At 38.0% G+C, this 24,405-nt stretch carries 20 protein-coding genes and 8 pseudogenes; 10 read left to right on the plus strand and 18 right to left on the minus strand.

Annotation, left to right across the window (positions count from 1 at the left end):
- Positions 1 to 67: 67 nt before the first annotated feature.
- Positions 68 to 391: a hypothetical protein gene (locus tag AAZO_RS08175; protein WP_013190886.1), complete on the minus strand. Its 324-nt coding sequence runs from the start codon at positions 389 to 391 to the stop codon at positions 68 to 70.
- Between the two features lie 1,475 nt (positions 392 to 1,866).
- On the opposite strand from AAZO_RS08175, the gene AAZO_RS41980 reads away from it, so the two are divergent.
- From AAZO_RS41980 to AAZO_RS08190, 3 genes are all read left to right on the plus strand, one after another.
- Positions 1,867 to 2,565, plus strand: a complete 699-nt coding sequence (locus tag AAZO_RS41980; RefSeq protein ID WP_013190887.1) for an acyltransferase — start codon at positions 1,867 to 1,869, stop codon at positions 2,563 to 2,565.
- Positions 2,566 to 2,763: 198 nt separating this feature from the next.
- Positions 2,764 to 2,880 carry a photosystem II reaction center protein I gene (locus AAZO_RS08185; protein ID WP_013190888.1) on the plus strand — a complete coding sequence of 39 codons (117 nt, stop codon included), beginning with the start codon at positions 2,764 to 2,766 and terminating at the stop codon, positions 2,878 to 2,880.
- Between the two features lie 208 nt (positions 2,881 to 3,088).
- Complete coding sequence (locus AAZO_RS08190; RefSeq protein ID WP_013190889.1) at positions 3,089 to 5,632, plus strand: DUF3769 domain-containing protein; 2,544 nt, start codon at positions 3,089 to 3,091, stop codon at positions 5,630 to 5,632.
- Positions 5,633 to 5,655: 23 nt separating this feature from the next.
- Here the strand turns inward: AAZO_RS08190 and AAZO_RS08195 are convergent, their stop codons facing one another.
- The 3 genes from AAZO_RS08195 to AAZO_RS08205 form a co-directional block, all read right to left on the minus strand.
- Positions 5,656 to 7,155, minus strand: coding sequence for a hybrid sensor histidine kinase/response regulator (locus tag AAZO_RS08195; RefSeq protein WP_013190890.1), 1,500 nt, complete (start codon positions 7,153 to 7,155; stop codon positions 5,656 to 5,658).
- A 214-nt stretch (positions 7,156 to 7,369) separates the two neighbouring features.
- Positions 7,370 to 7,585 (minus strand): hypothetical protein, encoded by a 216-nt coding sequence (locus AAZO_RS08200; protein WP_041639695.1) that lies wholly within the window; start codon positions 7,583 to 7,585, stop codon positions 7,370 to 7,372.
- Positions 7,578 to 7,778: a hypothetical protein gene (locus AAZO_RS08205; protein WP_041639698.1), complete on the minus strand. Its 201-nt coding sequence runs from the start codon at positions 7,776 to 7,778 to the stop codon at positions 7,578 to 7,580. Before AAZO_RS08205 ends, AAZO_RS08200 begins: the two co-directional genes overlap by 8 nt.
- Positions 7,779 to 8,134: 356 nt before the next feature.
- Between AAZO_RS08205 and AAZO_RS08215 the strand changes: the two are divergent.
- Positions 8,135 to 9,160: pseudogene (locus AAZO_RS08215) on the plus strand (ISKra4 family transposase).
- 122 nt (positions 9,161 to 9,282) lie between these two features.
- Positions 9,283 to 10,023, plus strand: a pseudogene (locus AAZO_RS08220) (Uma2 family endonuclease).
- Between the two features lie 198 nt (positions 10,024 to 10,221).
- Here the strand turns inward: AAZO_RS08220 and AAZO_RS08225 are convergent.
- A complete protein-coding gene (locus AAZO_RS08225; protein ID WP_013190892.1) occupies positions 10,222 to 11,751 on the minus strand; it encodes a SagB/ThcOx family dehydrogenase in 1,530 nt (509 codons plus the stop codon).
- Between the two features lie 206 nt (positions 11,752 to 11,957).
- Here AAZO_RS08225 and AAZO_RS08230 point away from each other — a divergent pair.
- From AAZO_RS08230 to AAZO_RS26235, 4 genes and pseudogenes are all read left to right on the plus strand, one after another.
- A pseudogene (locus tag AAZO_RS08230) lies at positions 11,958 to 12,761 on the plus strand (alpha/beta fold hydrolase).
- 81 nt (positions 12,762 to 12,842) lie between these two features.
- Entirely contained in the window at positions 12,843 to 13,013 is a 171-nt protein-coding gene (locus tag AAZO_RS35110) for a hypothetical protein (protein ID WP_187289625.1), read from the plus strand.
- A gap of 36 nt (positions 13,014 to 13,049) precedes the next feature.
- Positions 13,050 to 13,265 (plus strand): hypothetical protein, encoded by a 216-nt coding sequence (locus tag AAZO_RS26230; protein WP_049790622.1) that lies wholly within the window; start codon positions 13,050 to 13,052, stop codon positions 13,263 to 13,265.
- A 218-nt stretch (positions 13,266 to 13,483) separates the two neighbouring features.
- Positions 13,484 to 13,732, plus strand: a complete 249-nt coding sequence (locus AAZO_RS26235; RefSeq protein WP_049790623.1) for a hypothetical protein — start codon at positions 13,484 to 13,486, stop codon at positions 13,730 to 13,732.
- Between the two features lie 106 nt (positions 13,733 to 13,838).
- Here AAZO_RS26235 and AAZO_RS37460 read toward each other — a convergent pair.
- The 11 genes and pseudogenes from AAZO_RS37460 to AAZO_RS08285 all read right to left on the minus strand — a co-directional run.
- Positions 13,839 to 14,089, minus strand: a pseudogene (locus AAZO_RS37460) (C4-dicarboxylate ABC transporter).
- 114 nt (positions 14,090 to 14,203) lie between these two features.
- Positions 14,204 to 15,593 (minus strand): annotated as a pseudogene (locus AAZO_RS43525) (IS1634 family transposase).
- Positions 15,594 to 15,799: 206 nt separating this feature from the next.
- Positions 15,800 to 16,039, minus strand: a complete 240-nt coding sequence (locus AAZO_RS37480) for an SMP-30/gluconolactonase/LRE family protein (protein WP_228371569.1) — start codon at positions 16,037 to 16,039, stop codon at positions 15,800 to 15,802.
- 215 nt (positions 16,040 to 16,254) lie between these two features.
- On the minus strand, positions 16,255 to 16,407 hold the full coding sequence (locus AAZO_RS37485) for a hypothetical protein (RefSeq protein ID WP_228371570.1): 153 nt from the start codon (positions 16,405 to 16,407) through the stop codon (positions 16,255 to 16,257).
- Positions 16,408 to 16,450: 43 nt separating this feature from the next.
- Positions 16,451 to 17,589, minus strand: a pseudogene (locus AAZO_RS08260) (transposase).
- 539 nt (positions 17,590 to 18,128) lie between these two features.
- Positions 18,129 to 18,287 (minus strand): cupredoxin domain-containing protein, encoded by a 159-nt coding sequence (locus AAZO_RS37490; protein WP_266888769.1) that lies wholly within the window; start codon positions 18,285 to 18,287, stop codon positions 18,129 to 18,131.
- A 2-nt stretch (positions 18,288 to 18,289) separates the two neighbouring features.
- Positions 18,290 to 18,490 (minus strand): cupredoxin domain-containing protein, encoded by a 201-nt coding sequence (locus AAZO_RS37495; RefSeq protein ID WP_228371571.1) that lies wholly within the window; start codon positions 18,488 to 18,490, stop codon positions 18,290 to 18,292.
- A gap of 45 nt (positions 18,491 to 18,535) precedes the next feature.
- Positions 18,536 to 18,847 carry a cytochrome c oxidase subunit II transmembrane domain-containing protein gene (locus AAZO_RS37500; protein ID WP_228371572.1) on the minus strand — a complete coding sequence of 104 codons (312 nt, stop codon included), beginning with the start codon at positions 18,845 to 18,847 and terminating at the stop codon, positions 18,536 to 18,538.
- Between the two features lie 20 nt (positions 18,848 to 18,867).
- On the minus strand, positions 18,868 to 19,473 hold the full coding sequence (locus AAZO_RS08275) for a DUF2231 domain-containing protein (protein WP_013190894.1): 606 nt from the start codon (positions 19,471 to 19,473) through the stop codon (positions 18,868 to 18,870).
- Complete coding sequence (locus tag AAZO_RS08280) at positions 19,470 to 19,985, minus strand: DUF2231 domain-containing protein (protein WP_013190895.1); 516 nt, start codon at positions 19,983 to 19,985, stop codon at positions 19,470 to 19,472. Before AAZO_RS08280 ends, AAZO_RS08275 begins: the two co-directional genes overlap by 4 nt.
- Before the next feature lie 575 nt (positions 19,986 to 20,560).
- Positions 20,561 to 21,094, minus strand: a pseudogene (locus AAZO_RS08285) (transposase); the annotation flags it as partial.
- On the opposite strand from AAZO_RS08285, the gene AAZO_RS08290 reads away from it, so the two are divergent.
- Complete coding sequence (locus AAZO_RS08290) at positions 21,003 to 21,491, plus strand: peptidoglycan-binding domain-containing protein (protein ID WP_013190896.1); 489 nt, start codon at positions 21,003 to 21,005, stop codon at positions 21,489 to 21,491. The pseudogene AAZO_RS08285 and the gene AAZO_RS08290 sit on opposite strands and share 92 nt — an antisense overlap.
- Before the next feature lie 485 nt (positions 21,492 to 21,976).
- On the opposite strand, the gene AAZO_RS08295 is transcribed toward AAZO_RS08290, so the two are convergent.
- Positions 21,977 to 23,224, minus strand: coding sequence for an IS701 family transposase (locus tag AAZO_RS08295; RefSeq protein ID WP_013190898.1), 1,248 nt, complete (start codon positions 23,222 to 23,224; stop codon positions 21,977 to 21,979).
- A gap of 582 nt (positions 23,225 to 23,806) precedes the next feature.
- Positions 23,807 to 24,088 (minus strand): annotated as a pseudogene (locus AAZO_RS37505) (recombinase family protein).
- Positions 24,089 to 24,405 lie beyond the last annotated feature (317 nt).

The following is a 24,405-nucleotide window of genomic DNA, read 5'->3' on the forward strand; positions in this document are numbered from 1 at the left end:
CACTCAGGCTTGCAAAAATTCACCAAAAATTAATATTATGCTCAAAAACAAATTAAAATGCCATCAATTATGCACCTACAGAAGGCCGATCATGGGGATTATGTGACATAGTTAGAGCCAGCGCAGCGGCAAAGGCCATCTCAGCAGCGACTTGATAAGCAAGTTTGATATTTGATGAAGCGTCCTTATGTTTAACAGAACGGTAATTTTTCTGTCCGAGTGACTCTTTTTTGACCTCACCTGCCACAATAGAACGGTGTAGAATAATCAAAGCATCTAAGTCTTCTGAGTCATAATTAGTTTGCAGAAGTTTACGGAGCTGGTTTTGTGCCATAACGCTCAAATAGCCAGTAGTTAAAGCTTGCTGCACAATTTCTGTAATTGCCATCATAAGCCAACCCTGTGTGTCAGTTAAAAGGCATATTTTACTCTGTAAGTTCGTTTTTGTCTTGTAAAATTTTCTAACTAAGAAAACGAACGAATTTGGAAATCTGCCTGTCAGTGGTTAAGCGATTTTCCCAGATGGCCATATCTAGCAGGAGCGAAGTCATTAGCTGATAGCTGAATGCTTAAGAAAGTATTTATTTTCATGGGTTATAGGATACGGAGTTCATGATGGCTACTTACAGAAATTAGACATATATGAAAACTTAGCTTATATCAATTGTTACAGATACAAATCCTAGAGAATAGACGGATTTTTTCGAGAAAGTTGTCTATTAAAAATAAAGTATGTTATGGTTAAACTAAATTATTAACTATAAGCCGCTAATGTTATTAAAAGCGTGATTTTGTTAGCCTGTAAGTCATTTGTCTGCGACATGATTAGAGCCACTTACTCTAGAAATTCGTTGTCAGAAAGCCGTCATAGCTGTCGGGGAAGTCCTTACTTGTTTGCACCTATGGTAAACTTTAATATCATGGCAGAAGTTGGTGACACTCCACCCTAGTTTTTATACTTAGAAATACTAAATTATCATTCAACAAAAATTACATGGCACGTTAAGTAAAAAGGTGAATATAGTTCTAGAAGACCTTAATTACTAAATGTATTTTTGTTGTTACATAGCCTATTGATATCAGTTGGTTGCAAAAGTACCAAAACCGTCTGATAGAAAGTATTTAACGGAAACATAACTGTATCAATAGTTGCATAAGTTGCATAGAAAGCTTGTCAAGTTTTGTCGATGTACTCTTATCGTTTCATGCTTGCTGACCATTACTAGGGTAGTACCGCAGGGTGAAAGTCAAAATCACTACGGTGTGAGCTTTTCAGAGATTTGGAATCACAGATTTGGAATGGTTGGTTTATTTACGCCAATCTCTACTAGTAGTTAAAGCAGATTGCAGATCAATGAGGTACAGAATCTAAATTGAAACCTAGACATTAAGAGAGTTTTACTCCTGACTCCTGACTTATGACTTCTGCTGTATGTCATGTCTGTTTGGATACTTATCATATCTATCAGGTCTGATAATGGGGAAAAATCAATTAGTAGCCATTACACCTGTCTTATAAGTAATTAGCTGGACTTGATATTACGTATCTGGCTTCCTCAACTCTTTGAAAAAGAGAAACCAGTGCATTCTGGCTGGATTTCTTTGCTTTCAGCTTGGTGTAGATAGAGCTTTTGGAATGGATACAAGAGTTATTTAACACAGGTTAATGGCTATTAAATAAAGGCTGGGAAAATTATTTATTTCAGGGATTGAGACGACTTAGGACTGTCGTTGAACTAGCCTATTGGCTTCATGCTGAATGCTAACTAATTAACTGCATCTTAGGGAAGAGACTACAAGCAAAGATACAAAGTTAGATCAGTTTTCAACCTTGTCCAAAACAATTTATTGGAGATATTTTGAGCCATGATTAGCCAGCAATATTCAGCCAAATTAGAACGATTTCAAGAACTTTTCATAACTACCTTATTAGGAGATATTCCTACCATTGGTTTAGGTCCCCATTTGAGAAGGTTGCTATATCGGCGTATTTTTGCTTCTATAGGTGAAAAAGTCTACATTCAGCATGGTGCGGAATTTATCTGTACTGCTTATATTGAAATAGGTAATGGGGTACACATATTTAAAAATGTCCGTCTAGATGCCAAAGGACACCCAAGCAATAGAATTTATCTAGGAAATGGAGTGGCTATTGAACGCAATGTTGATATAGGCGCTATGGATCATACTTGCATCTATATTGATGATAATACTTTCATTGCTCCTAACGTCTGTATTGCAGGTCCAGGGGATATCAGAATTGGCAAGCAATGTATGATTGGATCTCATACAGGTATATATGCTAACAGTCATATTTTCGCAGACCCATTATTACCGATAAGACATCAAGGTGTAACTTGTCAAGGAATTGTTATTGAAGATGATTGTTGGTTAGGACATGGAGTAACTGTATTAGATGGTGTACATATTGGTCAGGGTAGTGTCGTTGGTGCAGGAGCGGTTGTCAATAAAGATATTCCTCCTTACTCTGTTGCAGTGGGTACACCCGCAAGAGTGATCAAAAACCGAAACGCTAAGGATTTGGTGGAAAAAATTAGGGTGTAGGGAGGGGAGATAAAAGGGGTAGGGGAGATGAGGAAGATGAGGAAGATAAAGGAAATATTTTCTTCTACAAAAGTCCTGAACTCCTGCCTTGAAACATCCCTCCACAAAAGAACCAGATGTGGGTAAGATAGAAAAGCTATCTTTTCTGCGTAGCTGTTTGCTGAGAACTTTTTTGTCATACCCCTGGGAGATATTTCTATGGTGACTTTGAAAATCGCTGTTTATATTGTTGTTGCTTTCTTCGTAGGAATTTTTGTGTTTGGATTTCTATCAAATGACCCGGCTCGCAACCCTGGCCGTCGGGATCTAGAATAAGAATACAAGACATTATCTGCCACTGCTGGAAGGCGGAAGACACTAAACCCCCGAAACCTGGCGACTAATCTGGAACAATGATAGAGTGAGTGTCCTCCTCTTGGCGGCTTACTGCAAATTAGCAGAAGGCGAAAGTCGGAAGGCAAATGTCTAATCAAGTCCTTCCAGCTGAATATCTGCCTTTTCGTTAGCTTGATTTTCCTAAGATATGCTTCATCCAGTTTTGCCGCCTGACTCACCCCCGATTGTTGAATATATAAAACTAGCCCAGTCTCTTTCTTCTGCTTCAGTTGTAGAGGGGGGAACTGCTATGCAAAAACTGGGAAATTCAAGAAATATTGATATTTCTCAAGGTCTACCAACTCCTACAAAAGCTGCTAAAAAGGCTAATGAAAATGACTCAGGAGTTGCTGAACCCTTATCTTTGTCACCTCAGTCGGAGAATATACCTCCAGAATTTTCTCCTCAACACACTGGGGGGAATGCCGCTGTTTTGGTAACGGGTTTAGAAGTTGGTTATCCCCAGACAAAATATGTTGTGGCTGAAAAAATACCAGATGCTAGTTCAGCATCACTTTCTGGAGAAGTTGTCAATACAAATAATTTAAACAATGTATGGTTGTCTGAGTCGCCAGTTGTTATTAAAACATCAGCCCCAGTACCACACAAAACTTATGTAAATTTACACAAACCAGGGGATAAAATTAATCTTACTGGTGAGACAGAAACGGCACAAAATCCCCCAAGTCCTGTGCCAGTTCAAAATATTATTGAGTTGAAGCTGCGTAATGCTAATAACCAACCGTCAACTTCTACTACTGTAGAATTTACACCAGGCCCAGGACCTATTTCTCCAAATAATCAACCCTCTGGAAATACTCCACAAGTCAGACAACGAGTTGTGCAGGTGATTGCCGATCGCCAAGAATATGATGAACAAAGACGAATTATTACTGCTGAAGGTAATGTGGTGGTGCGATTTGATGGGGCGGTAGTAGATGCTGATAGACTGCAGGTAAATTTGGATAATTTGATTGCGGTGGGAGAAGGTAATGTTGCTTTAACTAGGGGGAATCAGGTATTAAGGGGACAACGTTTTACCTATAATTTTATCCAAGACAATGGGGATTTGGAAAATGGCAGGGGAGAAATTTACGTTCCCACAACTCAAACAGATTTGGTTTTTTCACCCTCTGCAACCACAGATATTACTGCTGGTGGTGTGCCTAGTAGCCCACCGAGTGACCGTATTCGCGCTAATCAACCTGTAAGTAATATCAAAAGTTCCGGAGGGATTGATGTTACTATTGGTGGTCAAGCAGATGCGAGAAATATTCCCCCACCAAAAACAGGTGGTGTTCTCAAACGGTTGCGATTCGAAGCCCAAGGCATTGACTTTTATCCCAATGGTTGGCAAGCTGAGGATGTACGAATTACTAATGATCCTTTCTCACCACCTGAATTAGAATTACGGGCTTCTAAGGTGACTATGACACGAGAAGCACCTTTCTTAGACCGTGTTAATACGCAGGATCAAAGTTTAGTATTTGACCAAAATTTTACTTTACCGATTCCCATTGATAACCAAAAAATTGACCGTCGTGAACGGGATGTGAGTCCATTCATTGTCTCTCCAGGATTTGATGGTAGCAAGCGGGGTGGTTTTTTTGTTGAACGTAATTTTTCAGCTATAAATAATGATCAGACTCACTGGAGCATTACACGTCAGTTTTTTGTACAGAAGGCTTTTGAGGGTAGTGGTAATGTTGCAGATTTGTTTGGTGTAAAAACTAAGTTGAATTCTGTTTTAGGTCCCAAAACTACTGTTGAAGGCAAGGGAGACTTAACAAGTCTCGATTTTAACAAACTAGAAAATAATTTACGGGGGAGTTTGCGGTTGCGTCAGGCTTTAGGTGAAGTAAATCCCCACACATTGAATCTAGAATATAGTTACCGCGATCGCCTTTACAATGGTACTCTCGGCTTTCAAACTGTTCAGAGTAGTTTCGGTGGAGTGATTACTTCCCCAATTATTCCCTTGGGTAAAAGTGGGATTAATCTCAGCTATCAAGCAGGCACTCAGTATATAGATGCTAATACGGATCGCCAAGATTTACTAGACCCTGAGCGCCAGAATGATCGCATTTCTCTAGGTCGCTTACAAGGAAGTGCGTCTGTGAGTAAGGGTTTTTTACTGTGGCAAGGAAAACCATTACCACCAACTCCCACGGAAGGATTAAAATATTCATCTAATCCAGTTGTACCTTATTTCCAAGCGCTCGCAGGTGTAACTTGTACTACAAGTTATTACACTAGTGGCGATAATCAAAGTACCTTAATTGGTACAATCGGTTTAGTTGGGCAGCTTGGTCATTTTTCTCGACCATTTTTAGATTACACAGCTTTTAATATTAGTTATTCCCAAGGCTTCAACAGCGGATTATCACCCTTTTTATTTGATCGCTCCGTAGATAATAAAGTTATAAGTGCTGGGATTTCACAGCAAATATATGGCCCATTTCGCTTAGGGTTGCAAACATCTATTAACCTCGATACAGGAAAAGAAAGCAGCACAGACTACACTGTAGAGTATAATCGCCGCACCTACGGAATTATTTTGCGTTACAATCCAGTGTTGGAATTAGGAGGACTTACCATCCGTATTAGTGATTTTAACTGGACAGGTGGTACTGATCCATTTTCTTCAGACGAAGTTAAGCCAGTTGTGGGTGGTGTGCGTCAGGATAGTTAAGCGATAGGCGACAGTAATAACTGTTAACTGATAACTGAATTTAACGGTAAGGTGACAGTAAATGTCGTTCCCATACCCTCTTGACTGCTGATATTAATTTCACCATTGTGAGCATCCACACATCTTTTTACAACTACCAGGCCGAGTCCGTTACCATGAATTGATTGGACATTTGAGGCTCGAAAAAAAGAATCAAAAATTCGATTTTGGTCTAATTTGGGAATGCCAATTCCTTGGTCTTGAATCTCAAAAATTGCTACTCCTGTTGTTAAATCACAAGAGAGGTTAAATTGAATTTCACTACCAGGATGAGAATATTTAACAGCGTTAGAAAGTAAATTTATGAATAAATAATGTAATAATCTTTCATTCATCATAGCATCTGTATGATGACTATTACAATTAAAAATAATCTTATGAGAGCTATTTTTAATAAAAGTAAATTCCTCAATTAAATCTCGGCAAAAGTTATCTAATTTAATTGATACAGGATTATGACCCAGGTAATCTGCCTCAGCTTTACCCATGAATAATACATCTTCCATGAGTTTTTCCATTGATTGTACAGCATCATAAATGCGGGTAAAATAAGTATTTTTTTTAGTTTCAGTTAAATTCTTGCCTTGAATCTCTATTAGTTCTACTGCTGTTTGAATCATTGCCAAAGGATTACGAAATTCATGGGAAACTGTAGAAATAAATAGAGAGTTGAGACGATTTAGTTCTTGTTCTTTCTTTAAAGCTTGTTCCAGATATTCTTTTTGACGGCGTTCGCTGAGATCCCAAAAAACCACTACTGCACCACTAATTTCATTATTTAGTTTGAATGGTAAAGCACTATGGCCGATTGGTATTCTTTGTCCATTTTTATTAATTAAAGAATTAAATTCCCCTAAATAAACAACCTCTTGCTGCTGTAAAACATTAGCAATAGGATTTGCTGTGATTTCTTCAGTCACATCATCAATAATTTTGAGAATATCTGAGATATTATATCCCAAAGCTTCTTCCTGTTTCCAACCAGTTAAGTTCTCTGCTACAGGATTCATAAATGTCACCACTCCCTGCTCATTTATAGCAACTACCGCATCATTCATGCAATTTAATAGGGTTGCTAACTGGTCTCTATTTTCCCGTAATTCACGTTTTAATTTGTGTTGTGACAGAGCTATTTCAATAGCTATACGTAAGTCTGTAATGGTGAATGGTTTGACAATATAACCAAAGGGCTGAGTAATTTTAGCACGTTTTAAAGTCTGGTCATCTCCATAAGCAGTGAGAAAAATTATCGGTATATCTAAGTTTTCACGAATATTAAGAGCAGCAGTAATTCCATCCATTTCTCCTTTGAGGATAATATCCATTAAGACTAATCCTGGCTGACTTTCTAATGCTTTAGAAATGGCAGCTTTACCAGAAGAAGCTGTACCTGTAACAATATAACCTAATTGATGTAATTGGTTAGAAATAGTTCTAGCCACAATGATTTCGTCTTCAACCACTAAAATTTTAGCTTGCTCCATTTGCTATTAAGTTATGCAAAGTTAATTGTGGAAATTGAATGTGGAATAATGTTCCGTGATTACCTTCTACAAGAATATTACGTTCTAGTTGTTCTGTAACCAAATCATAAACTAATGACAGCCCCGAAAAATTATTATTTTTCCAACCTAAGCCATTTAGCAAGCCGATACCATTATCTTGAACACCTAATTGAATATAGTTATTTATATTATGTTAACTAATATTAGTCATACCTTTTTGTTTATTAGGGAAAGCGTGCTTGAGAGCATTGGAGATTAATTCATTAACCACTAAACCACAAGCAAGAGCTTCATCAACATTTAAGCTGACTGCATCTATATTAGTTTGGAGGCTGATCTGACCGGGAACTATATGATAGGAAATGAGCAGACCCGAAACCAAATTATTAATTTCGAATACGTTATGCAATAGTTCGCATCAATTTCTCTCGTTCAATTTGAGCATTTAGCAGCTGTTCACTTTGTTTGTGTGCTGTAATATCTTTACCAATACCGAGAATTTGACCATTGGGAAGGTAGATATTAGTCCAATATATATCTAGTATAGAACCATCCTGCAACTGATATTTAAGGTCATTCCAAACTGGTTGTGCAAACTTCATCAGGTTAATTACACACTGATGATATTCAGTTTTAGCGTATAGTTGTGCAAAAATATCATGAGTTCGGAAATCCTTTAGATAATACTTTTGGACTATAAGTGAAGTTTAAAACTGCATCTGTTGATATCAAATTAAATCAACCACCCAGTTCAGGATTTCAATTTTTCAGGACTGTGAAAATTGGTGGAAAAACAGAATTATTAACTGTTACATTCCACAATTTAGATGGGAAGAAAATCGCGAGCATCCACTATTGGAAGATATACAAGTTTTAGGAGAATTTAAGGATAAATAAGTGTGGATTAGCAACCATAAACGAGTCTAGAAAAGAACTGCCCAAAGCGTGCTTATAAGAAATGGCAAAATTGTTATATGAAGAAGCAGACAAAAGTCAGATAAAAGACTTAGAAGGCATAGGAAAAACAGTGAGGAGTCAAATATTAGAAGTGGTAAGTCCAGAAGTAGCCATTTTTTTATCGAAGAAACAAGCGGAAGGAAAGTAGGTAAAACTAGGAAAGTCAAAACCTTGGTAGGAGAACTAAAACTAAAAGCTAAACAGTTGCAGAGACTGGGTTTGAAGCCAAGAAGTCGGTTAAGTCCATTATTTCAAAAGTGCTGCTTGAGGCTATCAGCTAAGGAATCATATCAAAAAGCAGAAGTTGAAATTGAAGCATTAACAGGAGTAAAAGTTGGCCATAGGAGGCAACAAAAACTAGTTGTGGAACAAGATTGGGAGCTACCACAAGGAAAACAAGCTGTCTGTGAAGTGAGCATGGATGGTGGAAAAGTACGACTAGGGGGCAAACTACAACCAGGCTGGTACTGGCGAGACTATAAAACCCTTCGTCTACAAGGAATTTATGATGGCGCATTTTTTGATAACAACTAATCAATCATGAGTTGATTATGTTAATAGCCAGTCTTTGGTTAACCCCCTTGTGTGTTTGGGGGATGGTCATGATGGAGTTTGCAATTTAGTTAAAGAGTTTGGAACTGAAAAATTCAAACCTTTGGAAATTTTAGATTGGTATCACCTCAAAGAGAATCTTTATCAAATTAGTGGTTCTTTAAAGCGTCTCCAAGCTGTTGGGAGTTTATTGTGGCAAGGTCAGATAGAGCCAATTCAACCTTTATTTAATAATTGTCGAGGCAAACAAGTTAAGAAGTTTTTCGACATAGGCGAAAAACATCCCACTGGCATTATTAACTACACCTACTACCAAGCTAAACAACTGTGTTCTATTGGTTCTGGATCTGTCGAATCTGCTATTCAACAGATTGGAGCAAGGATTAAAATTTCTGGACCACAGTGGAATGTTGAAAGTGTCTACCAAATCCTTTCCCTTCCTTGTGCTTATCTCAATGGTTTGCTTCCTATTTGAGTCTTTCTGCCAAAACTCGATCCTCCCAGAAAATCTATAGTGTAGATTTACAACCAGAGGTTTAGTGCTGAATGCTGACTTTATTGGTACACTGAAAAAAACACCACGAGCGCGAGGGGTATATGACCTCTACCACAAATATTCCTACATCTGGAATTACTCTTCCAGATCATACTCAACTTCCAGAGTTTGATGGTACTTTTGTGATAAATTTTCAGGAGTATCCTCAAAGCATTTTGCTAACAGAATCTACTAGGCCTATTTAACAAAAAATTCACCCTGATGGACAATATTGTATAGGTCAATATAGTGGTATTTACTGGCGTATTACTGATGCTCCACAACAGGGTGCAGAAGCACCGGATTGGTTTTATGTGCCGAATGTACCGCCTAGTCTCAAAGGTCAAATGTGGCGTTCTTATGTACTTTGGCAAGAGTATATTTCCCCATTCATTGTTTTAGAATTTGTTTCTGGTAATGTTGATGAAGAACGAGATAAAACTCTGTGGAAAGGGAGATCTTGGATTTATGAACAGGTGATTTATCCTGCTTTTTATGGTATTTACAAAGTGAATAAGGCCAGTGTGGAAGTTTATCAGTTGATTGAAGGTAAATAATTATTACCAGCCAATGATCGCGGACATTATCCTGTTGCGGCTTTGGGGGTTGAATTAGGAATTTGGCAAGGTGAATATCAAAATGTAGAATTGCCTTGGTTACCTTGGTGGGATTTAGATGGTAATTTGTTGTTAAGTAGAGAAGAACCGGCTGAAAGGGAATACCAACGGGCTGAACAGGAACGTCAGAAAAAAGATCGCCTAATTGCCCAATTACGCTCTTTGGGTATTGAACCAGAAGTATAAAATTTAGATCCCCGACTTTCTGAAGAATCAGGGGATATCATTTCTCTAACTGATAACTGATAAGTAGTCGTGGAAAATAAATTGCACATTTAGAGGAGGAAACAGGGAACCCTTAAAAGGGAACAGATAAGCAATACAGAGATTTCTGTTTTTCTCAAAAATGTTTAATTAATGTTGCCTAGTTAGTTAACTGATAACTTACCGTGGTCTGCCTAAGGTGCTGATATAGAGAACTGCTTCATCAGCAGGAATACCCAAAACATCATTGACTTGATCGTCAAAGAAGCCCCCGATACCACTAACACCTATATTCAAGCGAATAGCTGCTAAATTAAGCCTTTGTCCTAAATGACCAGCATCCAGATGTAAATAACGGTAAACGCGATCACCATATTGAGCGAGCGCTGTTTTTAAATCAGCAGTATGAAATATCACTGCTCCCGCATCCCGTCCTAATTCTTGTCCCAAACAAAGGAAGTGTAACTCACGGCGAAAATTCTTAAAGCGAATTTGTCTTAATTCTTGTGCTTTAGGTGCATAATAGTAACAACCTGAATCAAGTCCTTTAACACCAGAAACAGCAATAAATGTTTCAATTAAACTCAGGTCAAAGTAATCGGGAGAATTATCTAGGTTTTGGTCAATATAATTTTGTGGTTGGTAAGTAAAATCAAGTAACATCTTAAGTTCATCAAAGGTTAAATTAACTCCACTGTAAGCACGAGTAGAACGACGCTTATAGATAGTATTTTCTAATTCTGAAAGATTTCCCCCCCAATGAATTGGTGTCGTAATAGTAGAAAGTTTGTCACAAAAGGGAAAATTATATTTATCCTCTAATGTGTTTTCTATTTTTATGGTTGTTAAATTCTGGTAGCTTATGCCAGATTGAATCTGGGTATGAAAATGAAAATATCTTAGCAGTTCACCATCAGGAATTGAGGGATAACTAGTGTGAATAGTCGAAGGCAATGCAGTTTTTCCCAAAGGCAAATTTTGTTTAACATCTAATACATCTGCCAAAGCGATAACAACAGTTGCTCCTTCTTGTTCAGGATCAATATAAAGTAGATCATTGACGGCTTCATCAACAAAACCACCGATTAAATGGGGGCGATAATCAGTAATTGCTCCGGCTAACTCAATATTGCCTAAAAGATGACCTGTATCTAGAAAAATCCGACGGTAAGCCCTATCTTCATAACGCCATACTGAACGATAAAAAACCGCAGTAGTAATGATAGCCAGTTGGGTATTTTCTAAAGTAGGATGCCAAAAACAAGCTGCTTGTAAAGCTTGCCAAACATCATCTTCCCAATATTGCATTAGAGAATGAGTCCGACACTGATAATTGTAGAGTCCAGCAGGTAACAATGGTGTACCACGAGAAAGCAAATATACCTCAGCAGGATATAAACCCCCTGCACTAGGTGCAGATCGCAAATATACCGCGCTTCCCATAGAAGGCATTTTTGCAGTCAGTCCGTAGCTGTGAAATAGTAGTTGGGAAAGTCTTTGCCACCATTTAGCATCTGGATTATTAGCAAAAGACTCTGGTTGCTGTTGCAAATAGGGTTTAAGGTCATAATCAGAGCCAATTTTGTACTCTTTAAACGGTACTGGCTGTTTAGCCCAGTCTAACCTCTGACTTTTAGAAGCCAGTGTGTCAGGGTCGTATTTAGTACGCTCATGGTAATGTTGGGCGATTGATTGATGTATTTCTGGCATAGTAATTTTAATATCCTCAAGGAGTGTTATTTCTTGATCTTGACATTCATCTGCCTTATTATTTCGTGCTAATGGGTACAATAAATCAGTTATCAGTTATCAGTTATCAGTTATCAGTTTCTTGAGTTTTCACCATTCCCTGTTACTGATTATCAATCATGAATTACCAAAGCATACCTGTACGTAAAAGCATAACAATAGAGGATATGGAAATTTCTTACTTGGAATGGAACCAAGGTGAAAAACCATTGCTGTTATTACATGGTATGGCTGACAATGCCTTAGTTTGGTCTACCTTGGGAAATTATTTAGCGGCAGATTATCATATAGTCGCACCAGATATGCGTGGTCATAGAGAGAGTAGTAAACCAGAAAGAGATTATAGTTTTGAGAGTGTGATCACAGACCTGGAAACATTAATGGATACACTAGGATGGACTACTGCTCATGTCGTCAGTCATTCTTGGACAGGTAAATTAGCAGCCATCTGGGCTAGAGAAGATCCAGAATGCTTACAGAGTATCACCCTGGCAGATCCAATTTTCATTTGGAAAATGCCCAACTTCTTGAAATTAATATTTCCCCTCTTGTACAGCGTTTTACGTTTCCTCAAAAGTATGGGACCATTTGCAACTTATGAAGAAGCCGAACAAAAAATCAGACAACTCAGTCAATATCAAAGCTAGAGTTCCATACAACAGCAAGTTTTTCAAGCTGGAATTGAACAAAAACCTGGTGGAAGTTGGGGTAGCAAATTTACCATCGCTGCCCGTGACGGCATTTTTGACGCAGTTATGCAAGTACCAGGTTTTATCACCCCAGTTGATGTTCCTGCCCTCTTTATACAACCAGAAAAAGGAGTAAACCGCCAAAATTGGCAAATTCAACCCTACAAAACCAACCTCAAAAACCTCACACTCAAGAAAGTTCCCGGTAATCATTGGCCATTTTTAACCAAACCAGAAGAATTTAATCAAACGGTAGCCGAATTCTTAGCAGAACAAAAATGAGATAATCTCAAATTGGTAATGGGTAATTGGTAATTGGTTTCTATTCTCTAGTCCCTAGTCCCCTAGTCCCCAGTCCCTATTATGAGTCTTTGTATTAACCCGATTTGTCCTCAACCTAACCACCCCAACAACGATGAGAACTGCTTGTGTCAAAGTTGTGGTTCTCAATTGGAATTATTAGGCCGTTATCGGGTACTCCGATTATTAAGTGAGAAAGCTGCGTTTAGCAAAGTCTATGAAGAATATCAATAAGACATACCAAAAATTATCAAAATTACCAAACAAGAATTGCCCAATAATAGCAAAGCTGTCTCACTATTTCAGCAAGAAATAAATGTCATAGAACAATTACACCATCCTGGTATTCCCCAAGCAGAAGGGTACTTTCCATATCAAACCAGAGCAGGTTTAACCTTGCATTACATGGTGATAGAAAAAACTGAAGGACCCAATTTAGAACAATGTCTAAAACAACAACAAAACAGCCCCATTTCTGAAGGATAAGCCTTAGCTTGGTTAAAACAATTAGCAGAAATCTTAGGCTTAGTTCAGAACCAACAATATCTGCATCGAGATATTAAACCAGCCAATATTATGATTCGCCCAGATGGGTAGTTAGTATTAATTATTTTGGCTAAAGCAGGTAAAATACTAGGAACTATGTAGCTAATAATGGCGGTGTGATATCCATTTCATCATCTGGCTATAGTCCCAGAGAAAACATGCATGGTCAGGCCATTCCCCAATCAGATTTTTTTGCATTAGGAAGCACCTTTGTATTTTTATTAAGAGGATGTCAACCTGCTCAATTATATGATTCTCACCTGGGTATTATAAAATGGCGACATTTAGCAAATCATGTTTCCCCATTACTATTATATTTTATTGATTGGTTAATGTTAAATGGAATTCATCAACTTCCTCAAAATTCCAGAAAAATATTAGATAAATTGACAGAACTAGAAAATTAACTTATAGGAAGTACCTCAGCAACAGTGAATATAGTCGGTGGTTTAACCACAGAAATCCTCCACCAAACAACCACCAATCAAACAGTTAAACCACCACAACAACCACCTAAAAATTACCATTATTAGCCTGGTTCACCTTCCTTAAACCCACATTCTGCACCCTAAACTGCCACAGAGAGAAATTACGGAGAGAGAAAATCCAAGGGAGCATAAAGACAAACATATGCAGTGAAAAAAGGCATTGGAGAAACAGTAAAGCACCAAAAATAGCATCCAAAGCCTCAATAAGGAGCAATGAGAAAGAACACCGCCCAGAGGAGTCAACAGATAAATGAAGATATTCAAGAGATAACTCATAACTTAGACTAATAAATCGAAGTAAAAAAGAAATTATGGACATAGTAAAATAGAGCTATAAATCAAAGATATGAGGTTATTTTCTCACGGAAACTAAATTAATAGAGAGAAAAATTAGGTAAGTAATTGATAGTAGGGAAAACAATGCTCTGGTAAAAGATTCATAATGAAATCTCTCTCTTGACTCCAGTGAGAGATCTGTTTTTATGGGTTAAGTGTAACTAAATGAATAGACTGAAAGCATGGAAAAATCCAGTGTAAAGTGGGGCGGTTAGTTGGTTTACCCAATTGATTTTTAGTTTTGATTTAGACTCTCTCAAAGTGGTTCTAACTTGTCGTTGAGCTAAAGTATAAACCAGCAGACATAAACCCATAATCATTCCCAGGGACTCTATTCTCTCTGGACTTTATAGGAAAATACTGTCTGCAAAAAATAAATTGTTTTAATAGTTTAGATAACTCCTTGATAGCATCAGCTTCACCAGCAAATTTTTCTGGTGATAACTTTTTCAAATCTTGCATAGCTTTTGATTGTGCCTTGGTAATTGTTTGTGAGAGTTTACCCAGGTCTGATTCTCTTCTTTCTTGACTTTGCACTACTAACCATCTTTGTTCTATTCCTGGATAATTTACTGTTTCTGAAGCTAGTTTATATCCGGGTAAGTTACTATCAACAAATTCTAGTTCTGGTAATGTTGATATTAATCATTGTGCTGATTTTACGCTTAATGGTACTGGAGATAACCAGCTTAAATCTGACATCATTTTTAGATTTGATTCTGTATATAAGGCCCAGTCTGCTACTATGAGACTGTTAAATTTTAATTGTTTTTGTTACTCTACTACTATTTTACCAAGGCATGATGAATCTGCTTGGTTTCCCGGTGCTAGTTTTAAAAATATATATTGGTATGTCTCCATCTACTGAACATATCATCTCTATGATGAACTGTTTTAACTCCGGTATATGGTCACCAGAATAACCGTAGGTGATAGTTATTTCTTTTGGTGATTTTACTGCTGATTCTTCTAGTTCTTGATTATTTCCTAGTTTTTGACTCTCACATATTACTTCTGGTAAGATGGTATTATATTGCCCATATATGTACATTTATGATGAGTCTAGATGCCCTGCTCATAGGGATACTCCAAATTTTTGGGCTGCTTTTAAGGCGACAATAAAAGATATTCTATCCAATCTTTTTATAAATAGTGTATCCATGACTCTCCCCAGTTTATCGTCCTTGAGATATTCTGGTTTTACTCCTGCTCTTATTAGATGGTCACAGGGGATTGTTTCAAAATCTTAGGGAAATATCATATATAAGGGTTTTTATACAAATCCTAACCCGTTTATTATCATGGGTTTTACTAAATGACCCGGACTCACTTTCTCTCCAATTTCAAGGATTATTTCTACTACTCCTATGATGTCTATTATTCCTGCTACTATACCTAAATGGTCTAGGTTTTGAATTTCCATTTTTTGAAGCTTTGATTCCATAACAGAATTATCCACAACTCCTGTTGTGATTCAATCATTTCTTCTTCTGTTCTAATTTAATTTTTAAATCATTAAATTTTCTTTTCTTTTATCTTCTTTACAAAACTTTATTCTCTCACTCTATTGCCATTTTAATCATACTATTCTCATTAAGCCTTTTCTTCCTTGAATGAGCTTTAGTTCTTGTGTACTAATATCTGTGACAGTTAGGGTGCCGAAGGTGGGATATAATGCGCCCCGCTGGAAATATTAAATGCAGCTGTATCTGAAATATACAAGAGGCTTTCATCAGGACTACACGCCACTCCGTTAGGATGCACCATATCTGTCACTACAGGATAAATCTCACCTGTTGGTGGTTCAAAGCGATATACGTAACTTCCAGCTTGTTCTTGTTCGCCACCATACCCTTGATTTGGCTCGGTAATTCCGGATCGGTAAACCAAGTTCTGCCGTTGCTTTTGACAACCAAATCATTGGGGCTATTGAGGCGTTTACCTTGGTAGTGATCGGCTAAAACCTTCCACTCTCAATCGTGTTCCTGGCGGAAAATAGCATGCAAACTAAAGGAACAAGCAACTATACGACCTTCCAAGTGTCGGTAATTACCGCTTTGGTAATCAGATGAGTCATGTAGGATAGTTACACTGTTACTAGGATTCTAATACAGTAGACGATTGCCATGAGCATCACTCCACATAACGCTATCATCTTCTTGGATATAAACAGGGCCTTCACTGTGAACTGCGCCTTTAGCCAGCTTTTGCCGTGAAGCATGTGGGTATGGGGATAGGATAGCAAGCAGGCTCGCCATGAATCTCTATGGCTTTAGCCATAAGAACCTCCTGTTATTTAACTTAGTACCTGATTACGGGACGTAAACAAAAATCAAGCCTAAATGAAATGTAGCCCAAACTGGCCTGGTGAGAAGGAAACACGTCCGGATTCAAGTTGAACTAATCAATCAATAAATAGAAAAGATATGGCTGTTCTAAACGCTTATAAAGCTTCAGTAAAAGTATTCAGAGGTTTCTTAGCCCACCTTGGTCTTAATCCTCCAGTCCACTGATGGCAAAGAATAAAAGTGTAGGCATAGAAAACCAAGATAAAATGGTGCAGTAAACTGCTGTTATCTCGCACTTGATATCCTTTGAGTCCTAACCATCCCTTGGCTTCCCTGTAAAAAACTTCTACCCAATTTTTTTGAGAATATGTATTGACTATCCACTGGGGTGTGACAATTGATGAAGAAACATTGGTCATAAAGTGGTCAATATCAGTAGTGGCTTGAGAGAAACTAGAAGCGTCGATGACTCTAGCAATATTGTCCTTTCCAGTTAAGGCTGACATTTCTACTTCTTTAGTTACTACCCATAATTTTCTGGATTTATCTAACTCCAGCTGAATTTATGTAAAAGCCTCCTGGGATAAACTTTGTGCTAATTTATCTAACCTAATTATTTTCAGATTTATTAATTTAATTCCTAACTCAGGTTTATTCTCAAATAGAGGGTCTTGTTTCCCTTTGGGTAAAGAATCACCGTGGTGATCTGACTCTATATCTAATGGTAAACTTTTACTACCATCATCATAGATGTGTTTTTACTACTAATTATTCCATTATCCCTTTTCCCAATTTCTCCAATATATTTTCCTCCTACTCCATCCCTAAAATTCCTGCTCTTTCTATGGCCATAATCATCAACTATTAAGCTAAATCCTCTGGTGATTCTCCTCTGATTACACTTGTTCATAATCTCTAACCGACGGTCATTGACTTGGGAACTGGACCAAGGTGCTTCAGTTAAAACGTGGTGTAATCGGTGGTAGGTCACCCCTAGGGCATTCTCTGCCATTTGAAATAGGTTTTTTCTATCACTTTCACCCAATCATCCCCCTAAATAATGTCTAAACTCTCTTCTTTCAGCTTGATGAGTAAATACATCATCAAACTTTCAAACCATGGTGCCATTGCTGGGGCAGTGGTTTCTTTCATCAGCTTCTTTTAACGTGAAAGCTATACCGAAATCCCATTATACTCCTTAGCTTCTTTTAACGTGAAAGCTATACCGAAATCCCATTATACTCCTTCTTACTCTTAACTTTTGTTTAAGTCCCGTTAGTAAGTTCGCTGTGGATAAGCATCACCAACAGTCTGCCAATCAAGAAGAAAATAAAAGTCCTCACCATATATATACTGAACGCTGATTACCTTATGGTCGCTCCTGACGCTGAGCTGTCGTTGCCAGTTATTCTCTGACTCGTTTTTAGGCTCTCTATCTTCGGTTATATTTTCACTAGAATTATGTGTCATTAATTACTTTCCTTTCATTAGCATTAGCCCTTTGGGCGGCTCCCTTGGAGTATCGCTCTTTGTTCAGGTACAACAGTGTACCAGTTGCTCTTAAAGAATGTTTTGGGCGGCTGGGTATACTCAGCTACTGCCTGATTTTTAATGCTTGTTGGTTCGTATTGGGCTTGACTAAGCCACTGCTTATATTGTTAAAGAGATTTAATATCTACATTAGTATCCATTCAAGCAAAATAAGTACCGCTGAATAGAGAATCCTTAAGCGTGTATTTGCCTATGCGAGTGGGTGTAACTACAAGATCTACGTCGCGTCCAGGGACAATATATTGCTGTACGCGGAACTCAGGGACGTAAAAAGTGTGGAGTACCTCCTTGGCGTGCATATTCAAGGGAGTACGACGACTGACAGGTAAGTGTAATGTAATTCATTACTGGTAATATTATTTGGATATCTGAAAGACCAATCCCACTGCTTCACGAAAACATCAATGCTTTCAGCTGCTGGTTTAGGTTTGTCATCACTGCCTACAGCATAGGCTGGTTCTTCTAGAGGTGTATGCAAGTGTACAACTTGCCCTAAAATCAAAATATTTAATTGCTGATAAATATTGAAGCCTTGGAAAGCAAGCCATCAAACTAGCAATGTTGGAGTGGCTGTCCATAAAAGTCCTAGTTTTAAATCGCCTCTTGATGGATGTCCCTCACTGTAGTCATTTGGACGTGCGCGGAAGAAAAGTACTGAGTACACCATCATGCTTATAAGCGGAAGAATAATAAATGCACCAATAGCAGTTAAGAAGCTAAACAAACTATCTACTTTTTGTGCTTCTGCTGTAGCTTCAATAGGCATCCAAGAATACGCTATCTGTCCAATCCAATGGCTGACGACAAGCAAAACTGCAATATAGCCAGCTATTAGTAAATACTCTAAAAATCTAGACATACACTTACAATACTTCTCGTTTATTTAGGTAGTAAGTCTGGGTTTGCGCCCTCTTGGACTAACTTAGCAGCAGTAACGTGAACCCCGAATTCCGATCCTAATTGCCCTCCTAAAGTGCCGTGAATGTACAAGATACCCATGATTACAATCCCTACTAACAAGTAAAACCACTGTACTTGTCTGGAAGCACCTTTACGCCAGTGGTAGCGTTGCAAGCCTCTCCAGAAAGTCATGGCAACAATTACCCCCAACAGCAGAACCCCACCCACACCATGTAACAGCAGTGTCCAAGAGGCGTTTAAGCCCCAATCACTTTTTTGATTAATTGGTGCATTTGTCAGTAGTAGCTCACAGAAACCAAAGGCGACGGTGAAAAATGTGACAATAGATGCTCCTAGCAGGTTGTACCAACCAACATCAAAGAAGCCAGAACGGATAGCAGGAAGACCCAAAAATCTGAAGATTGGTCGTTCTATAGGAAAAATAGCTCCTGCTATGTCAAATAAGATGGCGATGATGAATAAACCTAATGTCAGATGCACCAGTTGTGGATGCATAGGAATTTCGTAAGGTAGCCCGTTAGTGCCTAACCTCAATCCTAAAGAGTCAATCCATTGTGAGTTCATGGTGAAACTCCCTGCTTCATAACCTTAACCACAGCCTCAACGTGTAAACTGTATACCCAAAACAGCTTGCTCCCCAAATAAACTTGCAAGAATACTAAGCAAATTAAAAACGTAGCAATACCAAGGTAACCAGGAGGAAGTTTTAGCGGATTGCGATGGCGTTCCGCCCGCCGTAGGTGATCGCGAATCATAAACCGCCAAGCTGTAATAGCAGCAATGATCGCCCCCAGTGACCAACCTATGAGTGTGTGAAAATTCAGTGTTGATTGAACTACTGAATACACTTGTGCCAGCCCTGCTTCGAACTGCCCAAAAACTATGGCTACGAAAGTTGCCATCGCTCCTACCAATATATTCCAAAACGCTACCTCAAATAAGTGTGCATTGTATGTAGAATGACCTAATATATCGCAAATAAACGAGAAGAACACCATCGCTATGAAATGTACAACGATGGGGTGTATGGGGTCGGGGTAGGGGAGGTTTTGGCTATTAAGAGTCAGAGCAAACATCGCTTTCTCCTTGAGATATCCAGGTGCTCTGAATAACTTATCTGAGTAAAAACAAAATTTATTGTTGAATTCATATATTGAATTTGCTAGGAAAATTATTCTTCAATAAACGATTCTCTCAGAGAGATCACATAATAAATACAACTAAAACACTATCGTAAGATAGATCTTCTTCAAAAATAAAATATTCATCTTTATTACCGAAGTCACTATTGTTTTTAACCAAAATCAATAAATCTAAAAATCTTCATAAGCTATATTTTCTTTTTAAGAAACAAGTACTGCTACCTGCATGCTTTCAACATGTCATACAATTATGAAAAGCAAATGAAAACTTTATATACCTTGGGATAGAAGTATTTGTTCTTCTCATAGTTGGAGGTGATCACCAACGCAAACTCATAGATTAATGCCAGGATTGAATAAATACCTATCAATTAATTAAATACGTAACCCTGTAATTTGTGTGAGTGGGTTAGCAATAGTTTAAGTAGAAAATATACTCCATAATACAGGACTTATGTAACTGGCACAAATAGGGGGCGGGATATAGCCCTGGCACGGAACAATTTAACTCAAACCAAGCGCATAGGAAGACTGGGGCGTTTTAGTTGCTGAATTAAATAATTAGAAAGCAATCTATGCTTGTTTTAATAAACAGTTTGACCAGTTTGATAGGCTAAATTCTTTAATCTAATCCAAACCAACATTGCACAAGCAATATGATTTCTTTGAAGCCTAGCTTTACGACATTGACAAGATTCAATGCCAGTTATTTTTTTAATCTCTCGGTGAAACTCCTCAATTTTCCAACGAATTTTACACACCTCTTGTACAACATTCGTAGAACTTTGAGATAAATCCTTAGTAGCGACATAATCCGTTCTGTTGGTAGAAACAGCAACCCGGAATAGTTTCACTTTTTTCTGAGCGGGAAACCCTTTAATTTTTATAATTTTACCACATTCTAACTCTTCAGTACTCCATTCTCATAATTCAATAGGTTTATCTTTTTCTTTGGCAAATGTATCATCAACTAACCGATCCTTTTTTAAAGGGCAATATGATAAAGGATTTAGTGCTGGAGAAGTAGATAGCGAATTCCGAGACAAAACTAAAACTGCTGTAATAGCCTTCCAAAGGTCAGTAAATCTCGATTTAGATCGGGAAGTAGCGACACAGACTTGGAAAGCTTTAATTACTAGTCCTTATCCTGATCCTGGTAGTGGTAATAATGATGTAGCTTTTAGCCTAGTAAAATTTGAGGATGTTGGCTCAATCGTAGAGACAGGCTTTTTCTTTCCAACTAATTTTGGGAGCCGATTTGCAAAGCCAGCAATTTCGTCCAATCCTAAGAGATGGCTAGGAGAAGCAGGACAAAGAGCACGGTATATTCAAGATAAAGATATGCCTGTTATCAAAGATCCACAACATCGTTGTCAAGATCAAATTCGTCAAGTAATTGAGTACTTCAATGTTGAAGATAATAATAACGCAAGATACTAGCCTCAAGGTGGACAAACCTTCTACAATATATTTGCTAGAGATGTAATGCGCTGTCTACGTGCCCCTTTAACTCACTGGATTGGTGAGAAATAACAGGAAGCCAATGATATGCATGACTGGTTAAGTAGCCCTGGAAATGGATCAAGTAAAGTGAGTGCTAGTGAAGCACCACAAGCTACAGCAAAAGGGATTCCTGCTTTAGTCTGTTAGAAAAATCCAGGCGGAATCGGATATATAGCTGTAGTCCGTCCTGAATAGGGTGAGCCAAATAACCTGCGGATTGCTCAAGCCGGTGCTAAAAACTTTGCTAATGCTCTGAAGTCTAAAGGGTTTGGGGATCGAGAAGTGAACCACTTTATTTACCAAGGCTAGACTTATGGTTACATCAAGATAACATTGGTGAATTTGTAAAGATCTTTAGTGAACTGGTTCAGCAATAGGGAGAGCTAAACACAGATTAAGCCCCAATGTAGCCCAAACTGACTTTATAAGTAAGAAGGAAAGACGTCCGGATTCAAGTTGAACCAATCAATAAATAGAAAAGATATGGCTGTTCTAAACGCTTCTAAAGCCTCAGTAAAAGTATTCAAAGGTTTCTTAGCCCACCTTCGTCTTAATCCTCCAGTTAACTGATGCCAAAGAATAAAAGTGTAGGCACAGAAAACCAAAATAAAATGGCGCAGTAAACTACTGTTATCTCGAACTTGATATTCTTCGAGTCCTAACCATCCCTTGGCTTCCCTGTAGAAAACTCCTACCCAATTTCTTTGAGAATATGTATTGACTATCCACTGGGGTGTGATAACTGATGAAGAAACATTGGTAATAAAGTAGTTAATATCAGTGGCTTGAGAGACAGTAGAAGCGTCAATGACAATAGCAATATTCCGCTTTCCACTTAGGCCCAATATTTCTACTTCTTTAGTTACTACCCATAATGTTTTGGTTTTATCTAACTCCAGTTCAATTTCTGTAAAAGCCGTTTGGGGTAAACTTTGTGCTAATTCATCTAACCTAATTATTTGTGGACTATCCTCTTGGTCACTGGTAAGGACTTTGCGATTTCCAGCTAATCCTCCTAAATACTTTAAATGCCGATTTTCTATCTTTAATAAGAAAGATGTATTGTTGCCATATGCAGCATCTATAATTACTATTCCTGGTTGATAACCCCGGCTTAACGTTAGGTCTATCAATTTAATTCCTAACTCATGTTTCTTCTCAAATAGAGGTTCTTCTTTCCCTTTGGGTAAAGAATCATAACCGTGGTGATATAACTCTATATCTAATGGTAAGCTTTTACTGCCATCATATAGATGTGTTGTTACTACTACTATCCCATTATCCGTGTTCCCAATTTCTCCAATATTATATTGTCTTCCTACTCCATCCCTCAAGTTCCCGCTTTTTCTATGGACATAATCATTAATTATTAAGCTAAATCCTCTGGTGATTCTCGTCTGACTACACTTATTCATAATCTCTAATCGACGGTCATTGACTTGGGAAATGGACCAAGGTGCTTCAGTTAAAAAGTGGTGTAATCGGTGGTAGGTCACCCCTAGGGCATTCTCTGCCATTTGAAGTAGGTTTTTTCTCTCACTTTCACGTAATAATCCCCCTAAATAATTCCTAAACTCTCTTTTCTGCGCCTTGTGAGTAAATACATTATCAAACCTTTGACACCATCTCTCAAAGCATGGTGGCATTGCTGCAGGAGTAGTTTCTTTCATCAGCTTCTTTTAATGTGAAAGCTATGGTGAAATTTCATTATACTCCTTTTTAATCTTAATTTTTGTCCAAATCCCGGTAATAATTGACAGTACTTCTAGTTAACACACCTTTTCCCGTTGGACACAACCATTAAGTATTTCCATCCTAAACTCCTCGATCCAACAGTTCAACTGCCCGGACTGTGGAGATATGTCGCTCTTTCTTGTTACTATTACAGATTTTCATGGCCGTGCTCAACTTGCACTAACGTCCAATTTCAGCGAGTGAAAGTTTTCTGGGGATCCCACTATCTCAGCGGTTTATGGATTGTAGGCGTGATGAGTTACTCAAGTCGCGATATAGTGTATCTGTTGTTATTACATAGAGTGCTCTGTCTCTTTGATCAGAATTCAACGCTCTTGACAACGGCTAGGTAACCAGTTGAGGCAATGGTATCACTTAATAAGTGCCTCTAAAAGGATTATTTATACGGCATATTCGGTTCTTATATCTGCAATATAGTTGTAGAGCGTTGGTTTAGAAATTCCCATCAAGTTACATATTTCAGTAACTCTATATTATTTACAGGTATAAAATACTACTTATAATTGACTTTCAGTTAGATCAAGGGCCTTTGGTCTGCGACCCCTATGACCACCTCCTCGTGCTGCTACAAGTCCCGCTGTAGTACGTTCACCGATAAGGTGGCGCTCAAATTCAGCCAATCCACCGAACAAATGAAAAATTAATCTACCACTGTTATTCGTAGTGGTGATGGATTCTTGCAAGCTAGAAAGTGCAATTCCTCACTTATCTAAGGTTTCCATCATTTCAATGAGATCCTTGAGCGATCTTCCCAAGCAGTCTAGCCGCCATACCAGCAAAACGTCACCAGTCCGTACTACTTACTTCCAATGCTAAGCAGAGTCCAGATCGTTCTACTTTTGCACCGCTTGTTCGGTCAGAGTAAATTTTCTCGCAACCTGTAAACTGCAAAGTATCCATTTACAAGTTTAGATTTTGGTCATCTGTTGAAATTCTGGCATAGCCTATCAATATACTTTAAACCCCAATAAGTAAATAAACTCGTTACCTAACAGGATATTTTACCATTGATATAATTACCAAGTTTCTTTACGGAACTTGATTTTGCTTGTGGTTCAGACTGACGGTAATAATAAAGGTAAGAAAAACCACTCGT

Source organism: 'Nostoc azollae' 0708 (genome assembly GCF_000196515.1).
In the GTDB taxonomy this organism is placed as follows: domain Bacteria; phylum Cyanobacteriota; class Cyanobacteriia; order Cyanobacteriales; family Nostocaceae; genus Trichormus_B; species Trichormus_B azollae.